Origin of the sequence: Commensalibacter melissae (assembly GCF_009734185.1) — a bacterium.
Lineage (GTDB): Bacteria > Pseudomonadota > Alphaproteobacteria > Acetobacterales > Acetobacteraceae > Commensalibacter > Commensalibacter melissae.
In genome coordinates this window covers 199,215-215,631 of sequence record NZ_CP046393.1, presented here as the reverse complement: position 1 = coordinate 215,631, position 16,417 = coordinate 199,215, and the positions used below count along the sequence as shown (strand labels likewise).

Annotated in this window: 13 protein-coding genes; 1 reads left to right on the top strand and 12 read right to left on the bottom strand. The window is 37.1% G+C overall.

Annotated features, from left to right (window positions below):
- Positions 1-43 precede the first annotated feature (43 nt).
- From GN303_RS00935 to galU, 12 genes are all read right to left on the bottom strand, one after another.
- The gene (locus tag GN303_RS00935) at positions 44-5,647 is read right to left on the bottom strand and encodes a Hint domain-containing protein (RefSeq protein WP_158523901.1); all 5,604 of its coding nucleotides are present in this window, start codon (positions 5,645-5,647) and stop codon (positions 44-46) included.
- A gap of 82 nt (positions 5,648-5,729) precedes the next feature.
- Positions 5,730-6,071: a DUF6616 family protein gene (locus GN303_RS00930; RefSeq protein ID WP_110439525.1), complete on the bottom strand. Its 342-nt coding sequence runs from the start codon at positions 6,069-6,071 to the stop codon at positions 5,730-5,732.
- Positions 6,072-6,426: 355 nt separating this feature from the next.
- Positions 6,427-6,909 carry a DUF2147 domain-containing protein gene (locus tag GN303_RS00925; RefSeq protein WP_158523900.1) on the bottom strand — a complete coding sequence of 161 codons (483 nt, stop codon included), beginning with the start codon at positions 6,907-6,909 and terminating at the stop codon, positions 6,427-6,429.
- A gap of 48 nt (positions 6,910-6,957) precedes the next feature.
- The gene (grxC, locus tag GN303_RS00920; RefSeq protein ID WP_110439523.1) at positions 6,958-7,212 is read right to left on the bottom strand and encodes a glutaredoxin 3; all 255 of its coding nucleotides are present in this window, start codon (positions 7,210-7,212) and stop codon (positions 6,958-6,960) included.
- 90 nt (positions 7,213-7,302) lie between these two features.
- Complete coding sequence (locus GN303_RS00915; RefSeq protein ID WP_110439522.1) at positions 7,303-8,034, bottom strand: ComF family protein; 732 nt, start codon at positions 8,032-8,034, stop codon at positions 7,303-7,305.
- Between the two features lie 20 nt (positions 8,035-8,054).
- Complete coding sequence (locus GN303_RS00910) at positions 8,055-8,471, bottom strand: secondary thiamine-phosphate synthase enzyme YjbQ (RefSeq protein WP_110439521.1); 417 nt, start codon at positions 8,469-8,471, stop codon at positions 8,055-8,057.
- A gap of 3 nt (positions 8,472-8,474) precedes the next feature.
- Positions 8,475-9,488 (bottom strand): tryptophan--tRNA ligase, encoded by a 1,014-nt coding sequence (gene trpS, locus GN303_RS00905; protein WP_110439520.1) that lies wholly within the window; start codon positions 9,486-9,488, stop codon positions 8,475-8,477.
- A gap of 23 nt (positions 9,489-9,511) precedes the next feature.
- Entirely contained in the window at positions 9,512-9,994 is a 483-nt protein-coding gene (locus tag GN303_RS00900; protein WP_110439519.1) for an FKBP-type peptidyl-prolyl cis-trans isomerase, read from the bottom strand.
- A 24-nt stretch (positions 9,995-10,018) separates the two neighbouring features.
- Complete coding sequence (locus GN303_RS00895; RefSeq protein ID WP_110439518.1) at positions 10,019-11,248, bottom strand: argininosuccinate synthase; 1,230 nt, start codon at positions 11,246-11,248, stop codon at positions 10,019-10,021.
- 383 nt (positions 11,249-11,631) lie between these two features.
- On the bottom strand, positions 11,632-12,480 hold the full coding sequence (locus tag GN303_RS00890) for a methyltransferase domain-containing protein (protein WP_197037459.1): 849 nt from the start codon (positions 12,478-12,480) through the stop codon (positions 11,632-11,634).
- A 96-nt stretch (positions 12,481-12,576) separates the two neighbouring features.
- Positions 12,577-13,965, bottom strand: a complete 1,389-nt coding sequence (gene pgmG / locus GN303_RS00885; RefSeq protein ID WP_110439517.1) for a phosphoglucomutase/phosphomannomutase PgmG — start codon at positions 13,963-13,965, stop codon at positions 12,577-12,579.
- Positions 13,965-14,849 carry a UTP--glucose-1-phosphate uridylyltransferase GalU gene (gene galU / locus GN303_RS00880; protein ID WP_110439516.1) on the bottom strand — a complete coding sequence of 295 codons (885 nt, stop codon included), beginning with the start codon at positions 14,847-14,849 and terminating at the stop codon, positions 13,965-13,967. The genes pgmG and galU overlap by 1 nt, the downstream gene beginning before the upstream one ends.
- 734 nt (positions 14,850-15,583) lie before the next feature.
- Between galU and GN303_RS00875 the strand changes: the two genes are divergently transcribed.
- Entirely contained in the window at positions 15,584-16,402 is an 819-nt protein-coding gene (locus GN303_RS00875) for a toll/interleukin-1 receptor domain-containing protein (protein WP_110439515.1), read from the top strand.
- Positions 16,403-16,417 lie beyond the last annotated feature (15 nt).

Genomic DNA, 16,417 nt, shown 5'->3' with positions numbered 1-16,417 from the left:
AAGCTCTATTAACCCTATTTAACTGGATAATCAACAAATTGCTTTATGCCAGTTTCATCATTTCATTGATATCATCTTCAACAAAATAAGAAGCTGTATCTGTCAGCTCAACCCGGATCAATTTTTTCCCAGTGCCAAATCTTGTTATCTCAATTGGCAATTGCGCCAATCCCATTGTCCAACGATCTGTTCTATCGGGCTCAATGCTATGCCAACCTGAAAGTTCCGAAATATCAGTCGGGAACATAATCAGGGTTCTATTAGAAATCACGCTAATTTTCGAAACCAAAACACCTAGTGTCCGTCTATCATCTATAAAGGGTCCAATAACATCTGAAGGTAAAGATGTTTTTGAATTCATGGCTACAACATAAGTACCATCAGGAATAAAGAAACTGTAAATATTATCCTTGAAATGAACAGGCTTAATCTTTTTCCCCTTATCAGTAATAAGGCATAAACCAGGATTACGGGTTATCGCTCTTTTTATGATAGGTTTATACCCCAGCTGAGTTGCCCTGCGATCCAAACGATTCCAAATCGGTTCAACCTTGCTTCTGGAAACAGTCAATGGTGCAGCTGCGTCATTTTCCCAGCTTTTATGACCTGCATGTTCATTAAACTCCAGACCGAAATTAACAATATCGTTATCAAATAGATACTTATCATCTGTATTTAAATAAGATTCAGTCATCAGATTTTCTGATAGCAAAATCGAGTGTTGTTCTGTTTCAACATGATAAATCTGGAATTTGTCCCGGGATTTATCAATAACAATCGAACGGCCATTAACCAACATACGGACAGGAATCAAACCACCATCAATATACACGGTATGTTCAGGGGTTAAATATAAATCACGATGCGGTTTATTCAGACCAAATGCGTGTGCTTTGATACAAACTGGATACAAATCGTTTTTATTTTTACCTTGATCCACGGAAATATCCGTTTTACCAATCCAAACAATTTTACGGTTTATCCTTCCATTATTACAAATAGCCACAACCTCATCACCAACGGAAAGAGATTCAACCGGTTTTTCACCTTTAGATGTAAGAATGTTTGTTCCCAATAGAAAGCATTTTGTTATATCAAAATAGGAATTACCATCAGAACCCCGAACAATATTTACATTAGGCAATGCCTGATTGCTGTCCCCTGCATCATAACGAAAAGAGGCAATAGTTTTGGATGTTTTTCCATCATTGTGAATAATGGATAAAATACCGTCCTTATAACATGTATAAAAAGTGTTAACATCCGATGACCCAGTATCATTTTCAAATAACAGATGATCATCGAGTTTAAAATTCTTGATCACCAAATGACCATCGACATCTTCAATGCTACCATGATATTCGTAAACGCCATTGGCTTCATTATTAAAATCAGCAATCAAATCATTTGAAGAACTTGACCTTGTTATTTGTTGACCATTAACGATAACACGGGCACCATTATGAATAATGATTGTCGGCATATCTGTACCAACATTGGTGGCATTGATTGAACGGATATTCAAAACTGCATCATTATCCAATTCTATAACACCCGGATTTACACCGTCCATTGTTAGAGAACCAATATCAACTTCAGAATTTTGTGCGATTTTTATCCGACCATTACCGCTCAATATTACATTGGATAAAGAAACAACATTGGACTCTGCACTGTTATAATTCAGATTTGCGACACCACCATTACTCATGTCCAGGTTATGAACAGTGACATACGTCCCATCCAGATTAATGGATGCATTCTTGTTCAACATTACTGTATCTAAGATAAGATTATTTGCCAAACCAGTAGAAAAGTTAACCATACCCGTTAAATTCACGTCACCAAAATTACCGGTAGCACCATCCGCGACAGCAAATGTTTTGGCTAGACTTGATGAATTCGATAGATTCCATCCTTTCACATCATAGATATCATTCAAGCCCAAAGTGAAATTGTTCGCATTCAAATCAGCAGCAACCGTTCCGGCCGTAAAAGCAACATTATTATTTAGTATAAAATTATTACCGGTACCTGATAACGTGACATTGCCAAAGGTCAGATTACTCATATTACCTGTATTGAACGCGATATTTCCCGTTAAATTCACGTCACCAAAATTACCGGTAGCACCATCCGCGACAGCAAATGTCTTGGCTAGACTTGATGAATTCGATAGATTCCATCCTTTCACATCATAGATATCATTCGAACCCAGGATGAAGTCGTTCATATTCAAATCAGCAGTAACCGTTCCGGCCGTAAAAGCAACATTACTATTTAGTATAAAATTATTACCGGCACCTGATAACGTGACATTGCCAAAGGTCAGATTACTCATATTACCTGTATTGAACGTGATATTTCCCGATAAATTCACGTCACCAAAATTACCAGCCGCACCATCCTTAATGGAAAAGTTTTTTGCAAGACTTGACGAGTTCGATAGGTTCCATCCTTTCACATCATAGATATCATTCGAACCCAGGGTGAAGTCGTTCGTATTCAAATCAGCAGTAACCGTCCCGGCCGTAAAAGCAACATTATTATTTAGTATAAAATTATTACCGGTACCTGATAACATGACATTACCACTACCAAAATTAACCGATGCATTCGTTGCAGCTGTAAATGATGTATTGCTACCCAGGCTTATACCAGCTCCCTTGATTGATCCTGAAACATTAAATTTGTTATTATCGCCAAGGGATATATTGCCAAACTCAAGATTATTCGCATTACCCGTATTGAAGGTGACATTTTCACCCAATAAATTTACATTACCAAAATTACCGGTAGCTCCATTCCCGACAGTGAATGTTTTGGCAGAGCCTGACGTATTTGATAAATTCCAACCTCTTAGATCATAAAAATCATTCGAGCCTAGAATAAAATTGTTCGTATTCAAATCAGCAGTAACCGTCCCGGCCGTAAAAGTAACATTATCATTTAATTTAAAACTATTATTTTTATTCGATAACGTGATATTACCACTACCAAAATTAACCGATGCATTTGTTGCAGCTGTAAATGATGTATTGCTACCCAGGCTTATACCAGCTCCCTTGATTGATCCTGAAACATTAAATTTGTTATTATCGCCAAGGGATATATTGCCAAACTCAAGATTATTCGCATTACCCGTATTGAAAACCGTTTTATCTACCGTGGTTGTATCACCTATATATCCTGTAGCTCCATCCCCTAATGTTACCGTTCGGGATACATTAACATCAAAATTATGAACATCAAAATCAACATTTTTTCCTATCGTTAAAGAACCCCCACGATAACCGATAATAATTCGGTCTGCAGAAATACCAGCATTATCACCGATAGTGAACGTTTCACCATTACCTATTAGCTGGATAGCACTCGCGACAATCCTACCTTCATTGCCAACAGAAATAATGCTTTTACTACCATTCTGAAGCAGCGTTTTTGCAGCGGATAAAATCCCCCCATTTCCTATAGTCAACAGCTGGTTTATTCCATCTATATTTAAATTGCCGTCAGTGGTTTCCAATAAAGATTGGCTCCCCAACATCACTGAATTTGCATTACCATTCAGATTGATGTCACCACTTATTATCATTGAGGTTAGATTGCCGGCAGAAATCAATGATCTTGATGTAGGATGATTGGTTTCTGAACCAATCCCTCTAAAATCACCAAGATACATCCCGTTTCCTTGAATGCCGACATTATCACCAATATTTAACCGATCAAAGCTACCATCAATGGTAATATCTTGGGTCAAGCTGACTTGATAACCGTCCCCAATATGAATCGACGCACTTGAATTATTCTGGTATATATAACTGGATCCGTTTATGGGAACTTCCAGATTTTCAATATAATAGCGACCCATACGAATGTACCCAGCATTCAGAACACCTCCCTGCAAATCAACATATCCCTGGTTTTCATTAATAACAATACCAGAACCCAAACTGATATTTGCCCCTGAGCCAATGACAACGCTATTATTTGAACCGACCTTGAATTCAGCCAGGGCATTACCATCACTGTCTATAAAATTTGAATTGGAAGTATCTTTTAAATAATGTCCCAGGGAAATTATATTCGCTTCAAGCGCAAGTCCTGTTCCAAACTGTAAAAGTGAATTACTGGCATCTAATCTTATCACACCATCCTCTGCAAAGGATGGAGCATTGGCCATCGGATACAAATTTTCATAACCTAGAGAAATATTGGCATCGTTACCGATAGACATATAGGCAGTACGGTACTTGGAATCCTCATCAATAATTCGGTCCATACTATTTTGACCATAACCGACTGATATTTCAGCCCCTGTTAAGGTCAAATTATCCCCCACTGTAACGGATGCCCCTGCCTCAGCTGCAAATATGCCGGCATTTCTGTTGGTAAGATGAATGACATTATCATCACCAATTATCAGCTGCGCCGCCTTCCCCGAAGCGGACAGATCCATATAACCGGCACCCATACCACCAGCAATGGTAAACCTGTTTCCCAAGCCAGTGGACATATACCCACCTGAACCGACAAACACACCACTTCCTGTATGGGCCCAACCATTGGATCCAACACTTATCTCTGTATCACTTCCAATTGTCATGGAGGCCAACATATAAACCCCCAATGTACCTCCGACATTAATCTTGTTATTATTGCCTACACGTGTCCAATTGGCTGGTTTATCGGGTCGAATATCACCAACAAGCCCCCAATTTCCATCAACATCCATTTTTACATGATTTTGGGTTGAAACAGCACCTGTTCTTTGATTTTCCATACCTGAACCAATGGATTGACCTGCATAGGATTTATCCGCCGCTCCACCCAAAAATCCATTAACACTTAGATATGACCCTTCATCTAGGATCAGCGATGCGGAACCCGTTGCACTTTTTTCATTATAACCTAACTGTAAATTTCCCGTTCCAAAGGCATCATATCCTGAACTGTTTGTGTCTCCCACATAAAGTTTGTTGCCAGCCCTCACTTCCATGGTTGCCTTGTTGTCACCCGCACTAACCATAACGCCGGTTTTATTCCAGATAATCATGTGTCCTGGACCATTCTGGGCACTGATCAAATTATCAATCTGGCTTAGAAATTTTTGCCCCCAATCCTGTTCTTTTATAAGTTTTCTAACGATGGGATTAGTGATATCAACCCCATTCTTTTTTAATAGATCCCTAAGCGTGGCTCCAACAACAAGTTGCAATCCATCACCTATCAACAGGTCATTACCTTGACCCGGATCATTGATAACAATCCTGGAGGAATCAGGATCAAGTGCGTTTGCAAACAAATCCCAGCCTTGTCCAGCCGCCGCTGCAATCGTGCTCATCATGTCGGTAGGATCTGTCATGGAAAATGTCAAAGATGTAAAATTAAAGGCAAATGTATTATCATTAAACCCATTAGGATCAGGTTCATAACCCGATCCCCATTCAGGATGCGCCTGAGATGGATCATATTCAATAGAGTTGCTTGTAGCACCGGGAATTGGCTGAAGCATGGCAAACGTTGACGTATGATCAAAACTTGAGGAAGAAATTAAGGAGGAAGTTACTGAAGAATCGTCAGATACGGGAACTGAATCTTCACCACTTCTCAATGTGGCTGCATCTTGTACACGTGTAGGCTGCATTAATTTCATCCTTAATTAAAGTCAATGGTATTTTTAAATATTGTTCAATTGATTAATATGATCTAGTTAAATATATCTGGCATTATTCTCTTAAAATAACTTCCGCAAATTGAGGGATAGTCAAAGCTTTCCCCCCAATATTGACCAATTCAAAATATTCATTCCATTCACTTTCTTGAAAATGTCTAACTATATATGAAGTCAACTCATTAATTGGTACAGACCAGGTTACATAATATTCCGCATCCACTGCACGAGGAACTTTTCCGTCTATTTGACCAATAGCGATTAACTGGACCCGATTTTCACCTGCCAAGGTTGATAGACTTGAAATCATGCGTTGCAAAACTTGTTCTTTGATTGCCTTTGTAAGCTTTATCCATTTTTCCCTACCGGTAAAAACCTGGGTAAATACATAGGCCATAATATTTCCTTTTAATTCGCCATTTTTATATAAAATCAGTTTCCTAATCTTTATATAAAAAGATTTTTAAATAAGATAAAAAATATGTAATTGATTCAACAAATAAAATTTATCTTTAATAATATCAATAAAAATACAAAGAATAAATCATTAATTTAATACGATTTATTTATTATTGATATAATTTAACGAATATTTATAAAATCTATTCTTTAATTTAATAATAATTTATTCGAAATATAAAATATAATAATAATTAAGAGCGTAACCATTATAAATCATTACGATTTATTAATTACGCTCTTGATAACAATTGAAATAATAAAAAATAATTATTTGTAGAAATAAAATAACATTATTTAATTCTACAACCTTTATCGATCACATGATTATACCGATGCCAAACATGTGTTTCACCAAATAGGCTGATCCCCATAAAACCCCGGATTTTTAATTGATCATGATCGTCAATCCAGATTTTGGCATCATAAATTTTTTCATTCCGGGGATCGATAATTTTTCCTACCCAATATTTACTTTTTTCCTTACGCATAAAATTACGCAACATTAAAAAATTACACTGGGAAGTTCCTTTAGAACTCACGGGAGCAACAGGTCCTTTATATTGCATCCCTACAAATTTGCCACAAAGACCCTCACCACATTTATATATCTGAAAAACACCGTCTTCTGCCTTGGTTGTCCATAATCCAATTTCTGGCATGAATCTGGTTTCATTCAGATTTTGCGCGTAATTTTCATAAAAGGGACAACATAAGAACATTCCGCCTATCACAGCACCTAAGATCTTGGTTATAACTTTACTTTTATTTAACACTTGCTTAATTATCTCCATTTATTAATAAATAAATCAGTATTTATTGATTTATTTCAATAATGCATCAAGCTTCCCGGTCTCTTCCATCTTTAACAAATCATCACATCCACCCACTGACTGGCCATTTATAAAAATTTGCGGAACAGTAGTTTTACCCCCCGAACGTTTTATTGCCTCTTCTCGTTCTGCCGTACCTTTAGGAGCATTAATCTGATTGAATTTCACGCCTTTTGAATTCAAGAGCGTCAAAGCTTTTTGACAAAAAGGACATCCTGGTTGTGTATATATTTCAACTTTTGCCATAGTTTTTCTCCCAAAAACATTTAATTACAAATAATATATCTTATTTATGATAATCTATAATTTATAAACTATAAATGAATAATTTTATTTTCAGAAATAACTTACTTTTGCAATAACAACCACAAATATGCGTTTTACACCCGCTTCTAGTAATATTCTGCTACAAGCCATCAGGGTACTACCCGTGGTCATAACATCATCCACCAATATAATTGTCTTACCCTGAAGAATTTTTGAATAGGCTAGATTAACCTGAAATGCATTTTCCAGTAAATCTTGTCGTTCCTGTTTATTCAAATGTCCCAAGGACTGTGTATCCCTAATTCTTTTCAAGGCCAATAATAAAAGGGGAATATTTGATCTTTTGGCCAATTTTTTTCCCAGCAGGGCCGATTGATTGTATTTTCTATGTCGCAAACGTTTCTTGTATAACGGAACAGGAATTATATATGAAGCATTATCAAAAAAGGGATTGGCAATATTCCAAATAGAACCTGCTAAAAAGTTCAAGCCATTCAACCGATCTGCATATTTTAAGGGTAAAATTAACTTTTTAATCCCTTCGTTATATACAAAAGCTGCCCGCCCCTTCTCCCATAAACATGGCTCTTCCCGACAACTCAAACAAAGATGATCCTCTCCCGCCTCTGAATCAGAAAGAAAAGGCGTTCCACATTGTTCACAACAAGGCTCCACAATAAATTCAAGCTGTTTGAAACAGTCAGAGCATAAATATCCAGATCGTTGAATATGAACACCGCATAAAATACAGCGTGGCGGAAATAAAAAATCAATTATATCAAGATAAGCTTTCGGTAGCATTTTCTTAATATCATTATTCTCTAGTTCCCCATTACATGTAAAACCAGTTCTCGAATATGTGGCCTTTTTCTATGTTCAAACAAATAAACGGCCTGCCATGGCCCTAAACTTAATTTCCGATCAATGACAGGAATAGACAAGGAGGTTTCGGTCAACATCGTTTTTAAATGGGCGGGCATATCGTCACTCCCCTCATCAGTATGCTGATAGGAGCGATTTTCTGGAACGAGATCATTAAAATAATTTAGAATATCACTTCTTACCGAAATATCCGTATTTTCCTGAACGGTTAAAGAAGCTGAAGTATGTTTACACCATATCGTTAACAGGCCAGTATTGATGGCTGATCGCAAAATCCAACTGGACAGGTCAGCCGTAATCATGGTTAATCCCTGACCTTGCGTTTTAACACTCAATTTACCAACCTGCTGTTTCATTCTTTATTTTAAAAACCCCACGATATATTCCGCTTCAGACACAATAGGATCAGCAATTGCTGATGCCTTCTCGGCACCCTGTTTCAAAATTGTCTGTAGATGTTGTTTATCTGCCAACATTTTCTTTGTTTCCTCTCTGATTGGTGCAATTTTTTGAATTAAAAGATCCGACAATGCGGATTTAAACGGACTAAATCCTTTTCCGCCAAAATCCTGGAGCACCTGTTCAACCGATTGCTTGGCTAAAACCGAATAAATTGACACTAAATTTAACGCCTCTAAACGGTGTGAAAGCCCTTCCTGTTCAGACGGTAAGGGTTCAGAATCACTTTTTGCCCGCTTAATTTTATTCGTAATCACATCATCCTCATCCAGTAATTCAATCCTTCCCTGTTCGGAAGGATCCGATTTGGACATTTTTTTACTACCATCCCTTAAATTCATTACACGGGCGCTTGTTTTTGGAATAAATCCCTCGACAACAGGAAAGAAACCAGTTTTGTAGTCATGATTGAATTTCTGGGCAATATCATTTGTTAATTCCAGATGTTGACGCTGATCCTCACCTACAGGTACACACGTTGCCTTATATGCCAAAATATCAGCGGCCATTAAATTAGGATAAACATACAATCCTACAGAATTGGCCTCCCTGTTTTTGCCCGCCTTATCTTTAAACTGTGTCATCCGGTTCATCCAGCCAATTCGCGCAACACAATTGAAAATCCACGCCAAACGCGCATGAGCGGATACAGCTGATTGATTAAATAAGATATGCTTGTTGGGATCAATACCAGCAGCCAATAAAACAGCTGTCTGTTCCAAAGTCTGTTTTCGTAGAGATACGGGTTCCTGCCAAACCGTCAAGGCATGCATATCAACCAGGCAATAGATACATTCATTATCCTGTTGAATATCAACCCAGTACTGAATGGCCCCCAGATAATTTCCCAAATGCGGGATACCAGTTGGTTGAATTCCTGAAAATACGCGCTTACCTGACGGCTTGACACTCATAAATCACCTTAATCCTTTATTTATTAGTTATCCGGTTGGTTTTTGGTTACCCCAACAAGATGAATTTTAAAAATTAATGGGCTATTTGAAGGAATAATCCCCATAGATTTTTCTCCATACCCTAATTTAGGCGGAACATAAAGCTGCCAAACATCGCCAGGATGCATTTTAGGCAGGGCTTCCATCCAGCCAGGTATTAATCCCTCGACAGGCATTTGCATTAAACCACCACCATGCCGATCTGATGAATCAAATATGACACCGTCTGGCAAACGCCCTTCATATTCCGCCAAAATTAGATCCCCTGGAGCAGGAGAGGCTTCCTTAGGGTTTCCAGACTGGATAATACGGTAAGCCAATCCACTGGGTAATGTTTTCACTCCCGGTTCAGCCTCAACCTTTTGCATAAACTGTTCGGGGGTTAATTGCTCCTTTTTACTACCGGCGCAAGCAACCAAGGGAATTGCCAAAACCGCAGGAACTATCCAAGAAAGCATCTTTTTCATTTTCAACTCCTGATAATTCAAATTTTACAAGGCACCGCCACGTCGACCTGCCTGTGCTCCCAAACGTAGTCGTAACGCATTTAATTTAATGAAGCCCTGTGCATCCATTTGATTATATGCACCTTCATCATCTTCAAATGTTACAACACGCATATCGTAGAGACTATTCGGACTTTCACGTCCCATCAAGATAATATTACCTTTATATAGCTTCAATTTTACACGACCGGTAACAGAATGCTGACTTTCATCAATCAGGGCCTGCAGCATTCGGCGCTCTGGTGAGAACCAGAAACCATTATAAATTAATTCTGCATAACGAGGCATGATACTATCCTTTAAATGCCCGGCCTCACGATCAAGAGTGATCGATTCCATGTTTCTATGGGCAAATAATAAGATCGTTCCACCCGGTGTTTCATAAATTCCACGGGATTTCATGCCAACAAAACGATTTTCAACCAGATCAAGACGCCCGATACCATTGGCCTTACCCAACTCGTTCAAACGGGTCAGTATAGTTGCCGGGGACATTACAATTCCATTAATCGCTACAGGATCACCAGCTTTGAAATCAATACTGATTTCAGTCGCCTTATCTGGAGCATCTTCCGGTGAAATTGTTCGCTGAAAAACAGCTTCATCAGGAGGAAGAGAAGGATCTTCCAAAATTTTCCCTTCCGAAGATGAATGTAAAAGATTGGCATCGACCGAAAAGGGAGCTTCCCCACGTTTGTCATGAGTAACCGGAATCTGATTTTCTTCAGCAAACTGCAATAAACGGGTACGAGAAGTGAGATCCCATTCACGCCAAGGGGAAATAACAGTGACATCGGGTTTTAATGCATAATAGGCCAGCTCAAATCGAACCTGGTCATTCCCTTTACCCGTTGCCCCATGCGCAACGGCATCAGCCCCCACCTGTTCGGCAATTTCAATTTGTCTTTTAGAAATAAGTGGACGCGCGATTGAGGTTCCCAATAAATATTGTCCTTCGTAAAGCGTGTTGGCACGAAACATTGGAAAGACATAATCCCTTACGAATTCTTCACGCAAATCCTCGACAAAAATTTCTTTTACACCAAACATTTCCGCTTTTTTACGGGCTGGACCCAATTCTTCCCCTTGTCCCAAATCAGCCGTAAAGGTTACAACCTCACATTCATATGTTTTTTGTAACCACCGTAAAATAACAGAAGTATCCAACCCTCCCGAATAGGCCAGAACAACTTTTTTTACATTCTTATGTGCCATACCGCTTACTTTTCATATCAAAATTCTATAATTATGATCGGTTATATCATCAATATAAAGCTTTTTAAATCATCATTCTTTGCAAGAACCCTAAAATTAAAATTTTAAAAAAAATATATTATGAATAAAAATGTATATTTAATAACTATTTGATTTATATAACTTAAATTATTACAACTATTGTTCAATAATAAATAGATCAATAAATTTAAAATTATGCAGAACTTTTTCTTATTCTAAAAAAATTAACAATCAGATTTTTTTCATATAATCTAAAAAATTAAATTCCAAAATAAAAATTTTATTTTCAATTAAATTAAACAATCTTTCCCAAGTTTTTCAAAATTTTACAATTTTATATTATTCGTAAATTAAAACTGATTCTATTTATTCCGCAACGCTTCTTCCAAAGACATTTTGAATTGACCAGGTTTTAAAGGTTGAGGTTGTGACGCGTCGGGAGACCAACCTGTTAAAATGGCAAAATTTATATCAACTTTAATAGGTTTAAAAGTTTCCAAACGTGCAATAAATTCGGCAAATAAAGTTTTTTTTGCAAAATAAGCCTGATGCATTAGCAAGGAATTTGTTTCCCCTGCCCAACGCAGATCCCGAAATAAAGCCAATGAAGAGCGATAAACAATTTCAATCGCCTCCTTATCAATAGTGGGTAAGGCAAAACCAGCCCGTTGCATCAAACTTGCACATGATCTTAAATCAGGTAATGGAGAAATATGCGGCAAAACAGCACCACAATATTCCATTTCAACTTCAGCCATTACGGTTCGTAATAAAGAAAGAGTCGGAAGTATAGGAATTGCCGCCAGGAAAAGACCATCAGGCTTCAAAATTCTTCGAATTTGTAATAAAGTACCAGGCAAATCATTAACCCAATGCAAGTTAAAATTCGCAATAACCAGATCAAAGCATCCTGATTTAAAAGGCAAGAATTCTTCATCCATACAGATTTTCGAATTTACATTCATTGAGACCAAATCTGCCGACAAATCTGCCGATATCACCTTTATTTTTCTATTTTTTAAGTAGGAAGAAACATACCCTCGCCCTCCGATTTCCAAGGCAAATTCAAAGGAACGATTTATATCGTCAAGTCGTTCCAGTAACCGATCCGTACATTGTTGAAAGATATCCTGTATTTCAAAATGATATAAAACAGATCTATCTCGATGCAATTTCAGAAGAGAACGGTTAAATAATAATGGAACATTCATGGCATATATCATTTGATAGATAACAAAAAGGATACAATCGCTAGACTGTATCCTTTTTATAAAAAAATAGAAACCAGTTAAAATTCTAATCTCAATTTATTCTTCTGGAAATTCCACACCAGAAGCCTTCAACTGGGCTTTTAAAGCATTTTTCAATCGCTCCAATCCCTCATCAGATGTACTCTCCGCTCGTGCCACTAAAGCAGCTTGAGTGTTGGAAGCCCTTAAAAGCCACCATCCATCTTCTGTATTCACCCTTACACCATCAATCGTCACGACATTGGCCTTCTCTTCCTTTAACCGTTCAGCCACTTCACGGACAACGGTGAATTTACGCTCATCGGAACAATCAAAACGAATTTCAGGAGTAGAAATTGCTTTGGGTAAAGACTCTGTTACTTCTGATAAAGGACCCTTTAACCGGGCGACAATATCAAGCGTTCTGACTGCAACGTATAATGCGTCGTCAAACCCGTACCATTTATCTGCAAAGAAAATATGACCAGACATTTCCCCACCGAGAACAGCCTTTGATTCAGCCATTTTGGCCTTGATCAAGGAATGTCCAGTACACCACATCAAAGGATTTCCACCCGCTTTTTGAATTTCATCAAAAAGAATTTTGCTTGCTTTAACATCAGCAACAATCGTTGCCCCTTGATTGCTGGCAAGAATATCACGACTAAAAATAACCATAAGCTGATCACCCCAAAGGATATTACCTTTGTCATCAATCACGCCAATACGATCGGCATCACCATCAAACGCAATACCAATATCAGCCTTGCGATTGGCCACCTCTTTCTGAAGCTGAACAAGGTTTTTGGGAACAGTAGGGTCTGGACTATGAGCGGGAAAATCGCCGTCTATCGTTCCATTCAGAACAATATGTTCACCGGGCAACTTCTGAACCAAACGGGTTAGAATATCACCAGCAGCCCCATTACTGTTATCCCAGACAACACGTAATTTCCGTTCAGTTCCCCCAAAATCTTCCAAAAGCCGATTAATATAATCTTCTGAAACATCAACCTTGCGAACTGTACCATTACCCTCTGGAACCACATCACCAGCCGCAACCTGTGCCCCTAAATCCTGAATCTGCTTACCAAAAAACGGTTTGCCACCCAGCATGAATTTCATCCCATTATATTCTTTGGGATTATGACTGGCCGTAACCATAACAGCACCATCAGCCTGCATAACTGTTGAAGCAAAATAGAGCATTGGGGTCGGACCACGACCGATACGGACAACTTCCAAACCGCTTTTCTTTAATCCATTTACCAGAGCGGCCTCTAAATCAGGCGAACTAACCCGACCATCATAACCAACAACAACTTTTTTTCCATTTTTCCTTGCGACCAAACTGCCAAAGGACCGTCCGATCGCATAGGCATCCTCGACAAAAAAAGTCTGTTCATAAATGCCGCGAATATCATATTCTCGCAGGATTGTCGAATTAATTACACGTTGATGTTCCATTATTTAACCTCTTCATGGGCATATTTCTGTATTATCTTACGCATGGCCGGAGCTAGGTCGGGACGTTTCAAAGCAAAGGCAACCTGAGCTTCTAGAAATCCAGATTTGCTTCCACAATCATACCGAACCCCATTATATCTCAACCCATGAAAAGGCATTTGTCCAATCAATTTTTCCATAGAATCTGTCAATTGAACTTCATTTCCTGCACCTTTTTCCATTTTAGAAAGATATTTCATAATTTCAGGTGACAAAATATAACGTCCAATAATTGAAAGATTAGAGGGAGCCTGTTCAGGCTCCGGCTTTTCTACAACCCCGGAAATCGTGACCAGTTTTCCATCATCCTTTTCAATATCCACAATACCGTAACTGGATGTCTTTTCACGAGGAACCTCGGTAACAGCGACAACATTTCCGCCATATTCATTATAAACTTCAACCATTTGCGCCAAACATCCTGGCGTCGCCATAATCAAATCATCCGGTAATAAAATGGCAAATGGATCATCGCCAACAAATGTACGAGCACACCATATTGCATGCCCCAACCCTAAGGGAGACTGCTGACGCAAAGCGGTTAAAGAACCTGCCTCGATACTAGATGGATAGAGAGCCTCTAGAGACTCTTTTTTACCTCTTTGTCGCAGTGTATCCTCAAGTTCATAAGCAACATCAAAATAATCAATTAGAGAATCTTTTCCTCGACCTGTAATCAGACAAAACTGTTCAATTCCTGCCGCACGCGCCTCATCCAGTGCATATTGAATCAATGGACGATCAACAACAGGCAACATTTCTTTTGGCATTGATTTTGTTGCGGGCAAGAAGCGTGTTCCTAAGCCAGCGACAGGTAATACAGCTTTTTTTAAAGGTTTAATCACAGAACTCTACCTTGAAATTTAATAATAAAAAACAAATATGCTAATGTCTAATTTAGAACAAAACAAATATTATTTCACAATTTGATAAGAATATGTAAAAATTATGATAAAGAGGCCACATTCAATAATTAAACGCGGAATTCCCTTTTAATTAAATACCTATATGTAAATCTTAATCAAATTATGTCTAATAATTTACGGGCAATAATGATACCATAATAAAACTAAATTTTAACAGAAAAATTTGTTTTTCCAAACTTCCCAGAAATGATTGCTATTACAAATACATCGAATTAAATTTATCTAATTGGATAATTTTTAAATATAATGTGAATCAAAAAAAACCAAAGATGAATAAAATACACATCTTTGGAAGATTATACTTAATTAAAAAACCATTACTATTTAAATAACTTAAATTATTTTTAAATAATATTTATTTAAAAAAAGCTTAAATAATTTAAATATACTTTCTTTTTACAGCTAATCTATCGTGAAAACAATATATGGTATAAAATCTTGGATATATTTTGCCAATTTTTTGATCATATGAAGAAAATCATATTTTATAAAATTTATATTAATTCATGTGTATAATTTTATTACACAATTTATCAGCTTCCACTTGATCAATTTATTTTATTTCATTTTGTTAATATTAATGTATACTTTCCTAAATTTATCATTATTATTCATAATGTTAAAAAAGGGATTATAACAAGGTCACTTTATAAATGCCAGAATTAATCAAAAAAACGATTTTCCTAAGTCATATTACAGAAGAAAAAGAACTTACAAGTATATTTCAACAATTAATCGAAGACAGTTTTTTTGGACAAGTCCATGTTTTCACGTCCAGTTTCTCCATAAAACCGGGTCAAAGATGGTTTGATGAAATTGAAGAAAATTTAAAAAATAGTGCCATCATGATTGTATTTTGCAGTCCCAAAAGTATTCAACGTCCCTGGATCAGTTTTGAATGTGGGGCAGGATGGCAAAAAAATATCAATGTTATTCCACTTTGTCACTCTGGATTAACCGTTGACACCTTACCGAGCCCATTAAATTTGCTTGAGGGCGGCAACATTTCAGATAAGAATAAGATAACAGATATATTTGAGATCATTAAAAATGAAATCGGCTTTAACCGTTTACCTATCATAGACTTCGATTCATTATTTAAAAAAATAAATGAATTTGAAAATAAATATCTTCCAGCAAATAATAAAAATACGATAGATCTACCTCAACGAAGCCCGTTGTCTTCTATAATTTCAAAAATATTATTGGAAATCAAAAAAATAAATTCCGGTTTTTTTGAAAGACTCAAAACAATGTATAAAGATCCAAAAATGGGATTAACGCTTCCCCCGGTTCCTTTAATTTATTATAGCTACAAATCTTTAAAATGCCACTTGTACGAATTACGCAAACACGACAATAACTTTCATTTCAATTATAATGTACCATCTCATTCAGGCACATTTAACCCTTACGGAAATCTAATTCTAACTGTTTCCCCTGAAGTTAAACAATTAATTGTAGAATTATAATTTTTATATTTTATC

What these genes read in the sequence shown, in the direction of transcription:
- GN303_RS00935 (WP_158523901.1), bottom strand. Translation starts at nt 5,647, where the DNA reads ATGCAGCCTACACGTGTACAAGATGCAGCCACATTGAGAAGTGGTGAA.
- GN303_RS00930 (WP_110439525.1), bottom strand. Translation starts at nt 6,071, where the DNA reads ATGGCCTATGTATTTACCCAGGTTTTTACCGGTAGGGAAAAATGGATA.
- grxC (WP_110439523.1), bottom strand. Translation starts at nt 7,212, where the DNA reads ATGGCAAAAGTTGAAATATATACACAACCAGGATGTCCTTTTTGTCAA.
- GN303_RS00915 (WP_110439522.1), bottom strand. Translation starts at nt 8,034, where the DNA reads ATGCTACCGAAAGCTTATCTTGATATAATTGATTTTTTATTTCCGCCA.
- GN303_RS00910 (WP_110439521.1), bottom strand. Translation starts at nt 8,471, where the DNA reads ATGAAACAGCAGGTTGGTAAATTGAGTGTTAAAACGCAAGGTCAGGGA.
- trpS (WP_110439520.1), bottom strand. Translation starts at nt 9,488, where the DNA reads ATGAGTGTCAAGCCGTCAGGTAAGCGCGTATTTTCAGGAATTCAACCA.
- GN303_RS00900 (WP_110439519.1), bottom strand. Translation starts at nt 9,994, where the DNA reads ATGAAAAAGATGCTTTCTTGGATAGTTCCTGCGGTTTTGGCAATTCCC.
- GN303_RS00895 (WP_110439518.1), bottom strand. Translation starts at nt 11,248, where the DNA reads ATGGCACATAAGAATGTAAAAAAAGTTGTTCTGGCCTATTCGGGAGGG.
- GN303_RS00890 (WP_197037459.1), bottom strand. Translation starts at nt 12,480, where the DNA reads ATGAATGTTCCATTATTATTTAACCGTTCTCTTCTGAAATTGCATCGA.
- pgmG (WP_110439517.1), bottom strand. Translation starts at nt 13,965, where the DNA reads ATGGAACATCAACGTGTAATTAATTCGACAATCCTGCGAGAATATGAT.
- GN303_RS00875 (WP_110439515.1), top strand. Translation starts at nt 15,584, where the DNA reads ATGCCAGAATTAATCAAAAAAACGATTTTCCTAAGTCATATTACAGAA.